This is a genomic window from Shouchella shacheensis, assembly GCF_001484965.1.
Taxonomy (GTDB): domain Bacteria; phylum Bacillota; class Bacilli; order Bacillales; family Bacillaceae_D; genus Shouchella; species Shouchella shacheensis.
Genome location: NZ_LLYY01000057.1, coordinates 1 through 10,767 on the forward strand (window position 1 = coordinate 1; position 10,767 = coordinate 10,767).

Genomic DNA, 10,767 nt, shown 5'->3' on the forward strand with positions numbered 1-10,767 from the left:
TTTTCATATTTTTACTTGATTCATCGTTATGTAATGGCGGGAATCCAGGATTTAAAGCACCCAACCCGATAGCCCCTTTATGATGGAGGTTATCGGGTTGATATTACAGTACGTGAAATTAAAAATACTAGACGTCTCCCTTCTTGATCAACTGGATTTCGCCGCTTGGGATTGATCTTCAAACGTTGATTGAAAGAAAGCAAGGATTTGCGGCCAGCTGTCTAGGGCTGCGTGTGTATTGCTTTTCGCATCGCCGCCATAGTCGAGAACCATTCGTTTTCCTACGGACTCTGTTATGTTTGCCGGCATGTTTGGCAAGCTATAAGGAAAACATAAGAAATGCCCAGCATCTTTATATGTTAAATATACATCGTTATAGGAACGATTTTCTTGTTTCAGACGCTCTCTGACCATTTGAGAAAAGTGGGCTGAGGTCCATATCTGGTCTTCTTCGCCTGCTATAATCATTACAGGGGCCTGGATTTTTTCTACAGGGATCCTCGCCGCTTCAACGTTATCAGCGCGACCAAGCGAATGGAGCCACAAGGACAGGAAACTGACAGGCTCTCGCTTCCATAAATGACGTATCATCGTGAACATGTTGGTGAGCCTGTATTTAAACGGTAAGTAGGTGATGGGCGCATCTTGATACATCCAAGCTTGTACGGGTGCATACATGTGATTACGCATGCCCGGTGTGACCACAGCACTTGGCGATCCGGCGATGATCGCTCGTAATTGAGGGTATACGGTTCCTAAAAGGAGCGCTAATTCGCCTCCACGGGACAGGCCGATCGCTCCTATTTTCTCATCACTAACAAAGGGTTGCGTTTGCAACCATTCAATTGCTGTTCCGAAATACTCGAGAGGAATATGGGCAAGGTCTTTCGGAACACCTTCTTCCCCAAAATAAGAAAGAGCAAACACAGCGTACCCTTTGGTTGCAAGTAGCGCTGCCCCATGTTCTTGATTGCCCCCATCCGATCCCCCCAAAAGCAAGACTCCGGGGTAAGGCCCCGAAGCACTCGGGTGATAGAGTGTACCTACAAGGCCATGTTCACGTACAGTCTTTTTGGACGTTTCAGCATCCATAAAGGATCTGCTTACTTTGGTTTCTGCAACGACCTCTTGATCAACTTCAACCGAAAAGAAAAGGTCTAGCGGCGCTGATGTTGTTTTTACAAAATACCCTTTTTTTGTTGGATGATCCAACTCCATCGACCAAAACAATCCCATCGGGTCAACTTCATCGTACGAGCCCCTGTCAGGCTTCTGCTTGCTAAGATTCACGTTCCCTTGATCATTAGCAGTGAAATAGGCACGTGATACAAATGGTTTATTTTCTTCATCCGTTGCTCTCGCCCGAATGAGAATCGATTGGTACGGAGAACATCCGGTTACTTGAATACAAAGCGTTTCATCGACGAGAGCCATTTCAGGTGAGATCGTAAGTAAGGGTTTACTTAACAATGGTACTGACATGACTTCCACCCTCCTTCTCTTTACTCAAAGATTTTGAGACTGATGGCTAAGCGCACCACCCATGGCCTGATACAAAAAGCTTCCTCCCTCACCGGAGAAAGCCTCACAAAATTAGGGTTTAGGTGCTGCTACGACCCCTTTGAAAGCGGCGGTGTAGATTTGACGAATGTCTTCCTCCAATAGCGGGAGTGGACTTCGGTCTAATAGGCGTTTTTGTTTAACTCCGTCTGCTGTTAAGGACTCAAGGGCGTTTTCTGAAATTCCGAACTCTTCGAGCGTGCTCGGAATTCCTACGTCCTTTACGAGCCGATGAAGCTCGTTTACACATTCCTTCGATGCTTCCTCTACGGATAAATGGTGGGCCTCAATGCCTAATGCGCTCAAGATATCGGCCATTTGCTGTTGGCAGCTGTTTCGAATATACCCCATTACGTACGGCAGAAGCACCGCATTGGATTCGCCATGAGAAATGTGGAACTGCCCGCCGAGGGGATACGCTAACGCGTGAACACCTGCAACTCCAGCATTAAAAAACGCTAAGCCTGCAATGTAGCTCCCATAACTCATATCCATCCGCGCCTGTTTGTCGCCCCCATCTGCAACCGCTTGCCTAATCGAACGGCTAATAAGACGAATGGCTTGTAGAGCTAATCCGTTCGTTACTGGGTTGGCATAAACGGAAACATAGGCTTCAACAGCATGGGTAAGGGCGTCAACGCCTGTAGCAGCCGTGACTTTTTTCGGGAGCGTCAACGTCAGTTCAGGATCGACAATCGCTGCATCAGCGATCAAATAATCGTGAGTGACCACATCTTTCGTGTGTTCAAGGGAAAGGACAGAAATATTGGTGACCTCTGAGCCCGTTCCCGATGTCGTCGGAATTAACAGCTTCGGCAAGCCTTTTTCCGTAAGCTGATGGGTGCCCGATAAGTTTAAATAACGTTCAATGGTTCCTTCGTGAGCAGACAAGACGGCGGCTAGTTTGGCTAAGTCAAGGGCACTGCCTCCTCCCAGTCCGATCACCAGGTCAAACGCTTCCCTTTTTGTATACGCGACAAGCGTTTCGCCGACAGCTAAAGGCGGTTCCGGAACCACCTCGCTATAAATCGAAACGTGGTACCCAGCATCCTCAAGAGGAGAAACGACTTTTTTTACAACCCCGATATCAACGAGCACCGGGTCCGTAATAACAAGTATGTTTCTTGCACCATGCTTTTTCACTTCGGACAAGAGGTACTGAAGGGAACCCCATCCTGTGTAGGATAATGGGGTAAACACATGTTTTGAGGGTGTCATGGTTTGGCCTCCTCTTCTTTTCTTCACCAATCTTTTGAATTGCTATTATTGTACCGCAACAGAAAAGCACTTACAATATAATGCCTCCATAAACAGAAAGACCAAGTGAAATGCGTGAAGTTTTGATACAGACGACTAGACGAACGGAAGGTTCGCCCGTTAAAATCCACTAGTAAGATATGGATAATAATAGGGCTCTTCATGCTACAGCAACGTATCTTTTTCCTATAACTCCCCTTCAACCTGCTTTATTTCGGTTTCTAGCGTCTTTAGAAAGTGAGTGAAAAGGGGGGTGTATGTGTGCTTAACTTTTTGATAAATCAACTTCGCTTCTTCCTCATCGTAAAGATGTGAGGTTTTGTTGCGATCGATCATCATATCAATCCATTGGTCTCCATTTTCGATTAAGCCGTAGGTGTAGGCTTCTTTAATTGTTGACCTAGGACTTTTTAGTTCATTGATCCCCGTGTATTGCAGAAACACCTTCATTAACTTCGAACTCAACTCAAAGGTGAACTCAAACCTCTGAATCACGCCGTCGTAAATAATGTCATCGTCTATCTGTTTTTTTGTCCCTTCTTCTAACCTCATACTTGCCTGCCTGTAATCCTCAAGTTTTTCTAAGAGCCTCTCTTTGTTCAAAAATAACCGCACCTTCTTTCTCAATGTTTGAGATCAATTTTTCTTTGGTTACACGATCCACGAACAAAACGTCGACCTTAAGGGGCGTAGACATCTCATCTATTTGCGCTTCAATCAAGTTTTGCTGACTGTGCGATAGCACGCTTGTAAACACGGCTAAATCAATGTCTGACGTCCTTGTGTAATCCCCCCGCGCTCTTGAGCCAAACAAGAGAACTTTTTCAATTTGTTCATTAGCGGCGCAAAGATCTTGGAGCTCTTTCATAAAACGCTTGGAGATTCCCGTTGAATTCCATTCGGTTCCCATTGTGTTTGATCACCTTTCCTAAGTTGCTATCTCTTCATTTTAGCATAATACTCTTCATCAACCACCGGCTTGACGTTAAAAATAGAATCTACGGAAAGCTGAGCGTTTTGAAGTAGCAGAAACCGTCCATTCAGAGCGAACCACGAAAGCTGGGCCAGTGTAACCCCGCCCCTTTCACCTCAGGGCTACTATGATTCTATGAGCCGTGCACATTTTCACCACTCATCTATTACTTTGCCATAACGACAATAATCACCCCGGTTCACTAAAACCCAAGCTTTGACAGACGGGGTGGTTTCCGCTATTCTTTTTGTAACCATTACACTCAGTATTTACATCGGAATTATATTTTTTAGCTTTTATTCTAAAGGAGAGATCAATCATGAGGAGGATTTGGAGGGCGTATATAGATGCGTCGCTCATTAAAAAGGTCAGCATTGCACTGATTCTCGGAGTTGCGGTTGGACTGATCTTTGGAGAAAATGCATCGGTTCTCGCCCCCTTTGGCGATTTATTGATGCGCTTGCTTCAATTTATCATCGTACCGCTTATCTTGTTCACGCTGATCGTCGGCGTTAATCAGACGAGCGCCGGTAACTTAGGGCGTATGGGTGGCAAAGTATTTGCTTATTATGTAATCACTTCCGCTTTCGCCATCGTTGTCGGACTCGCTATCGCTAGTCTTTTTAACCCAGGTGAAGGAACGACACTTTCAGGCACTGAAGACATTGAGGTGCCAGAGAATCCAGGTCTCGTAGAAGTAGTGCTCAGTATTGTTCCGGATAACATCATCGCTGGATTTGCCGAGATGAATCTACTCGGAATCATTTTTACTGCACTTGCGTTTGGTATCGCCTTGTCAGCTATGAGAGCGTCCGATCAGTTTAAAGAAATGGGCAACCATCTCTATCGTGTTTTTGATGCATTGAACGAACTGACGCTTATTGTCATGAAGGCGATTTTGCAGTATGTGCCGATTGGTGTCTTTGCCATTCTCGCCGACATTGTCGGCAATCAGGGCACCGACACCCTTCTATCCTTAGGGAATTTCGTTCTTGTCCTGTATGTGGCGATTATTGTACATCTTGTACTCTACGTGCTGTTACTGATGCTTCTAAAAATTAAGCCGTCTAGCTTCTTCAAGGAAGCTCGCACACCGATCATTACAGCATTCGTTACACAAAGTAGTACAGGCGTGCTGCCACTCACCTTGAACGCGGCGAAAAACCTTGGTCTAAAGAAGAGTTTATACGGCTTCAGCTTGCCACTTGGGGCAACGATGAATATGGACGGTGCTGCCATTCGAATTGCCGTTTCTACCGTGTTTGCCGCTAATGTCATCGGTGAGCCGCTTTCGTTCGTTAGCATCCTGCAAGTCGTCTTAATCGGAACCTTGGTCTCCATTGGAACCGCTGGCGTCCCGGGGGCTGGCATCATTATGATCGCCACCGTCTTCGCACAGCTTGGCCTCCCGATGGAAGCTGTTGCGCTACTCGCCGCCGTCGACGTCTTGATCGGCATGGGTGCCACTGCACTGAATGTTACTGGCGATTTGGTAGGTACCACCGCCATTAACAAAACGGAAAAGGATACGGTGAAATCATGAAGGAGAAAGCTGCTCGCCCTGAAAGGGTTTGCAGCTTTTTTCTGTTCGTCCAGCAAACCCAATTGTGCAAAAGCCGAACAGGACGATTTGTATGAGAAAATGCTGGATCATTTTACGTCGTTGAAAGAAGAAAAGGTTCATCAAGGTCTCACGTCTAAGAAGCGGAGAAATTGGCCGTGAAAGAATTTGACAAGTTTTCTTTTTCTAACTCCTTTTACCTCTCTTCTGCGGATTAAAAAACTGTGCAAACTTTGCTCTAAATAAAGAGTTTTGTATATAGAGAAAAACCTTTAGAGAGAAGTTTGCATAATTTTCGTGATGTTCTTTTTGAAGAATATTTTCCGCCCTCACTCCCCACTTTCCTCACCTCCCCAATCGTTTGCCTCGCCAACGCCACTGAATTTCCTTCTTCGAGAAATCATGAACAGTTATACTGACTTGGTGAAACCGCTCTCCCCACTCTCGCACTAAAAAACGGGCTCCAAGATACGTATAACCTCTATAATAATTACGGTCAATTTGGACACGATAAAAAATAAGATAAAGAAGTGATCGACTAGACCGAAGTACGAATAGAAAAACACAATTTTAATGGAGTGTTTCTTTGATCCCTTTGTAGTAACCAGTGTTAAGCGACTTCGTTCTATTATGGGATGTGAACACTGACTGAAAGGATGTGACGAAGAGTGGAAAAGGCGAAAATTAGCGCAGGTCAGCTGTTTATCCTGGTCTTCCTTTTTGTACACGGCAGTGCTATTTTAATTCCTTTTGGAATCGACGCAAAGCAGGATGCCTGGATTGCCATTCTGCTAGGGATGATTGGCGGTTTTTTCTTGTTCTTCGTCTATCACAAGCTTTATAACTATTACCCTGACATCCTGCCAACCACATATATGCAAAAGTTACTTGGAAGGTTTCTCGGCAAAATACTTGCTACCATTTATGTGATTTATTTTTTGTATCTTGCGGCAAGAGTGCTGCGGGACTTTGGCGAAATGCTTGTTACATTTGCGTATGCGGAGACACCTTTGTTCATTGTCAGTGCGCTGTTACTTCTTGTCATTGTCTATACCGTCTATAAAGGAATCGAAGTACTAGCGAGAACAGGGCAGCTCCTTTTTGTGTTGCTGTATGTATTAGCGGTTGTTGGATTTACATTGGTAGTGATCTCCGATTTAATCGATCTAAGTCATTTGAAACCAGTTTTAGAAGAGGGCATTAGCCCGGTGTTAAACACTGTCTTGACAGAAACATGGTATGTACCTTTTGGAGAAGTAATTGTCTTTACGATGATTTTGCCCTATGTAAACAGACCGAAAAAAATAAAAATCACCGGACTGTCTGCTCTCGCTTTAAGCGGTATTAATCTTGCGATTGCGATGGCGTCCAATATTTCCGTTCTTGGGGTTGACATTACATCTCGCTCCCAGTTCCCTCTCCTTTCTACCATACAATCGATCCAGGTAGCTGGATTTCTGGAACGGCTGGACGTTTTTTTTATGATTGCTTTGATTATCGGTGGTTTTTTTAAGGTAGCTGTTTATTTATACGCGGCCGTCACCGGAATAGCTGACTTGTTTAACGTGAAAGAAATTTCGAATCTTGCCTATCCGCTGGGCATTGTTGTTTTGCTTGTATCTATAACCATTGCCAGCAGTTACTCAGAACATATCCATGAAGGAGTCGTGATGGCCCCTCTCTACATTTTATTGCCTTTGCAAGTGATTATCCCCGTCTTGCTACTTATCATTGCTATGATTAAAAACAAAAACAAAACAAAGGGGCGCTAGGTATAGGTTGCTCCATCCATGAATTTATGGCCACAACCCATACCTAGTTCACCTTCCCCTATTTCTTTCCCCCATCCATTTTTGCAATAAGGAATATCCTCCAGGGCCAAATAAGAATAAAATGAACAGACAGAGTACCACTAATTCTGGCACTTCCATCACATAGAGGGGGTTGAAAGATACCCGTAAAGAGGTAGATAAATCAAACCCTAACAGAAGGTCAATCCCTATGGAAATGCCCGTTATTAGACTCAACATTAACAGAAAAATACCAAGGATTTTCACTTTTCATCACTCTCCACTAGATAATGGCCCCTTTAACCGACCCAAATGTAAAAGCCCCATCCTGCTATTCTGGGTAAATTGATAAGAAGCAAACAGGAAGGAAGACTTGCAAACAAGACCTCGGTACAAGTAAATTGGATTGGCTAGTTTATGACCGTCGATTTACATTTAAAATAGGCAAATCAACTATGCTGTACACGTACCAGTAACAATCAACAATTATGAACAGCTAACTGGCGCTGATTTCTACCTTCCCATGAACGTGCCCTTCCATTCCATTCCTCGTCGTTTGGAGATCGTTAATCGTTAAAGGATGGATTGTTCCTCATCCCCGTACGCCGTATAAACGCCTCGACTTTCACCTCTACGTCTAATTCAGGAAACGAAACATCGTGCCAGTCTGACTCCAGCGTTTTCCATACTTTTGGATAAGATTGGTGCATCTTATCCCCAAAGCCGAACACATCCGCTTTGTTCTCCTGTGCCTCTTGGACCGCAGCTTCGATCTCTTCTTTAATTTCTGCTTCCACCACCTTCTCCATGTCTAGCAGCACATGGGGGTTGGTCACCTCAACAGGAACCTTTAGGGAGCGCACATCGCCTTCTGCTCGGACTTCGACCAAAATCGTTGGCTTGCCTGCTTTTATTTGCGCGGAAACATTCGTCTTTTCCCGTATCACTTGATAGGCGACGGCTTCTTCTTCATTCTCCCATTCAATATTCACGGGTGTGGATTGAATCCGATTCAATACCCACATGGATCCTCTTGCCTTTTCCGAGTCAAGCCAGTTAACGAGCTTCCCTTCTTTAAAAACAGCAATGCCAGAAGCTTCAGGGTTTGCATCAAGATCCGTTGACTGCAAATTGCCCATTTCTATTCCTTTTTCTGCATCTCCTATCATCGAAAATCCACCGATCAGTGGTTCTTTCCCTGTAGACGTATCGGACTTAATGACTTCTTGAATATTGGTCTTTATGTTTGACCCATTCGTTTGTTCTATAAACTCCAACGCTTTCGCTATCTTTTCAGCCGGGATTTGATCGACCCACGTCAATACTTTGGCAAGGTCCTCCGCTTTTATATCGCGAGCGATTACGGCTGTCGATGCTGCCCGGAATTCAAGGCCACGTTCCATCGCATCCAAAGTAATGGAAATATCTTCTTCTTCGGCAAGCTTCTCACTGATGATCAACAGATTGGTATGAGCAAAATAAGGTTTTCGCGATATCCTGGCTGTAAGACGACTTAGCATTTCAATCTGATTGTCTCCAGTCGCGGTATAGACGGTAACGCTCGGACTTTGCCCGCCTGCGCCCCCCTGAAGTGCACCGGGGATGTTCGCCGCATTGATCACTTGATACGTACCCACGTATTGGCCGTCTTCATTTTTATCAAGCGCAAGCGCAGAGACGATGGCCAAGTCCGTTAACTCTTCACTGCTCCAGCATCCAGAAAGCCAGGCGAGGCATGCGAGCAGGATGAAAAGAAAACTCCATTTATGGCTCATTGCTTCTCTCCTTCTTTCGTCTCAGCCCTTACCATTCCACGAGCCTTAGGAGGTTGTGGCCGCTGGTTTTTGCCTTGACGAACGGTATTTTCTTGGCTGATGAATTTTGGTCTTTCTTTGAGTCTTCCCCATTGTGCCCGGACAATCGTATCGCCAACGTTTGCCGATATAAATGGAGCAAGCGGCGTCATATAAGGAACACCAAAGGATCGCAGGCTGACGAGATGTACAATTAGCATAATGAGCCCAAGGATGAGACCGTAAATTCCCATGAAGGCAGCACTTAGCATCAGAGCGAACCGAAGCATACGCACAGAGATCGCCATGTTAAAGGCAGGTGTTGCTAAACTAGCGACCGCCGTGATCGCAACAATGATCACCATCGCCGGGGAAACAATTCCAGCCTGTATCGATGCCTGTCCAATCACAAGAGCTCCGACAATTGATATCGTCGAACTGATCTTTTCCGGCATTCTAAGCCCTGCTTCTCGTAGAATTTCAAATGTTGTTTCCATAATAAGAGCTTCGACAATCGCTGGGAAAGGCACAGACTCCCTCTGTGCTGCGATAATGATAAGCAAGCCTGTAGGAATCATTTCCTGATGGAAAGTCGTAATCGCCACATAAACAGACGGAGCGATGAGCGATATGAAAAACATAAATACCCGCAAGGCCCGTATTGACACAGCGATCGGAAAGCGCTCATAATAATCTTCAGGCGTTTGAAAAAACTGAACAAATAACGCAGGAACGATTAGTACAAACGGCGTACCATTGACAAAAATCGCAACTCGGCCTTCAAGTAGATTGCTCGCGACCGAATCCGGCCTTTCAGTATGATAAATGGTCGGAAATACGGTCATGGACTCATCTTCAATTACATGCTCAATATAGCCCGATTCAAGAATGCTATCGAGATTGATCCGTTTTAGGCGTTTACGAACTTCCTCAATAATATCTGTATTGGCGATGCCGTTCATATACGCAAGGTAAACGTCCGTTTTCGTTTGTGTGCCTAGTTTCATTGGTTCCACCCATAAATTTGGATTACTTATGATACGACGTAGGAGCGCAATATTTGTCCCGATCGATTCTGTAAACCCCTCTTTGGAACCGCGAACCGATACTTCCGTTGTCGGCGTCTCAACAGAGCGTCTTTCGCCGCCTTTCGTGCTGGCAATGAGCGCCTCGCTTTTTCCATCGACAAATATAACCGTTTCACCTGACAACAAGGATTCGAATAATCCATCCCAGTCTTTGACGGTTTTAACACTACCGACAGAAATGATTTCTTCAGCCATCGTCCCTAATGCATCTTTTTTATGGAGCTTTTCTTGAAAATCATTGTTCTTTACAACCGATTCAACTAAAAAATCGTTAATGGTGGGATTGTCTGCAAGCCCTTCTACATAAACGATGGTTGTGATCACTTCAGGGTTATGCCCAAACTCAAATGTACGGCTAATGATGTCCGGACTGTTTCCTGTTCTTTGTTTTATCATGTTTAGATTTTTTGAGAGAGAGTTGTTAATAAATTTTTGTGACTCATTAGAAGGGGGTTGGCTTCGTTTGTTTTCCTTTTTGCTATTTTTCTCGGGCGTTTTACGGTTGAACATAGCTAGGGAGACCTTTCTTTTCTTTTTACCCTATGTTGCCCCAAGATGTGGAGGATTTATTCAAACGAAGCGGATACGCACCTTGATTAAGCGATTAGCGAGGGAGAAAGGAATGAGCGAAGGCGCTGAGCAAATTCTAATCCTGATGAGGAGAAATGAAAAAGGAGCTATTTAAATACCTACCTTACGAACGCGTATTGAATAACTTAAGGATAAGACCTTTCAGAATGGAACC

Annotated in this window: 9 protein-coding genes; 2 read left to right on the plus strand and 7 right to left on the minus strand. The window is 44.8% G+C overall.

The genetic code is table 11. The features are described 5' to 3' along the window. Positions 1-147: 147 nt before the first annotated feature. From AVZ68_RS19005 to AVZ68_RS19020, 4 genes are all read right to left on the minus strand, one after another. Positions 148-1,482 carry an acyl-CoA thioesterase/bile acid-CoA:amino acid N-acyltransferase family protein gene (locus AVZ68_RS19005; protein ID WP_059106153.1) on the minus strand — a complete coding sequence of 445 codons (1,335 nt, stop codon included), beginning with the start codon at positions 1,480-1,482 and terminating at the stop codon, positions 148-150. Positions 1,483-1,593: 111 nt separating this feature from the next. Continuing rightward, positions 1,594-2,778: an iron-containing alcohol dehydrogenase gene (locus AVZ68_RS19010; protein ID WP_059106154.1), complete on the minus strand. Its 1,185-nt coding sequence runs from the start codon at positions 2,776-2,778 to the stop codon at positions 1,594-1,596. Between the two features lie 225 nt (positions 2,779-3,003). Next, positions 3,004-3,369, minus strand: coding sequence for a nucleotidyltransferase substrate binding protein (locus AVZ68_RS19015; protein WP_059106160.1), 366 nt, complete (start codon positions 3,367-3,369; stop codon positions 3,004-3,006). Between the two features lie 19 nt (positions 3,370-3,388). Next, positions 3,389-3,727, minus strand: a complete 339-nt coding sequence (locus tag AVZ68_RS19020) for a nucleotidyltransferase domain-containing protein (protein ID WP_059106155.1) — start codon at positions 3,725-3,727, stop codon at positions 3,389-3,391. Positions 3,728-4,109: 382 nt separating this feature from the next. Here AVZ68_RS19020 and AVZ68_RS19025 point away from each other — a divergent pair, with 382 nt between their 5' ends. Both AVZ68_RS19025 and AVZ68_RS19030 read left to right on the plus strand, forming a co-directional pair. Continuing rightward, the gene (locus AVZ68_RS19025) at positions 4,110-5,333 is read left to right on the plus strand and encodes a dicarboxylate/amino acid:cation symporter (RefSeq protein ID WP_059106156.1); all 1,224 of its coding nucleotides are present in this window, start codon (positions 4,110-4,112) and stop codon (positions 5,331-5,333) included. 686 nt (positions 5,334-6,019) lie between these two features. Next, complete coding sequence (locus AVZ68_RS19030) at positions 6,020-7,123, plus strand: GerAB/ArcD/ProY family transporter (RefSeq protein ID WP_059106157.1); 1,104 nt, start codon at positions 6,020-6,022, stop codon at positions 7,121-7,123. A 48-nt stretch (positions 7,124-7,171) separates the two neighbouring features. On the opposite strand, the gene AVZ68_RS21185 is transcribed toward AVZ68_RS19030, so the two are convergent. The 3 genes from AVZ68_RS21185 to AVZ68_RS19040 all read right to left on the minus strand — a co-directional run bounded on the left by AVZ68_RS21185 (position 7,172) and on the right by AVZ68_RS19040 (position 10,532). Beyond that, complete coding sequence (locus AVZ68_RS21185) at positions 7,172-7,408, minus strand: YczF family membrane protein (protein WP_082676797.1); 237 nt, start codon at positions 7,406-7,408, stop codon at positions 7,172-7,174. Positions 7,409-7,707: 299 nt separating this feature from the next. Continuing rightward, a complete protein-coding gene (locus AVZ68_RS19035; RefSeq protein ID WP_059106158.1) occupies positions 7,708-8,916 on the minus strand; it encodes a Ger(x)C family spore germination protein in 1,209 nt (402 codons plus the stop codon). Next, positions 8,913-10,532, minus strand: coding sequence for a spore germination protein (locus AVZ68_RS19040; RefSeq protein ID WP_059106159.1), 1,620 nt, complete (start codon positions 10,530-10,532; stop codon positions 8,913-8,915). Before AVZ68_RS19040 ends, AVZ68_RS19035 begins: the two co-directional genes overlap by 4 nt. Positions 10,533-10,767 lie beyond the last annotated feature (235 nt).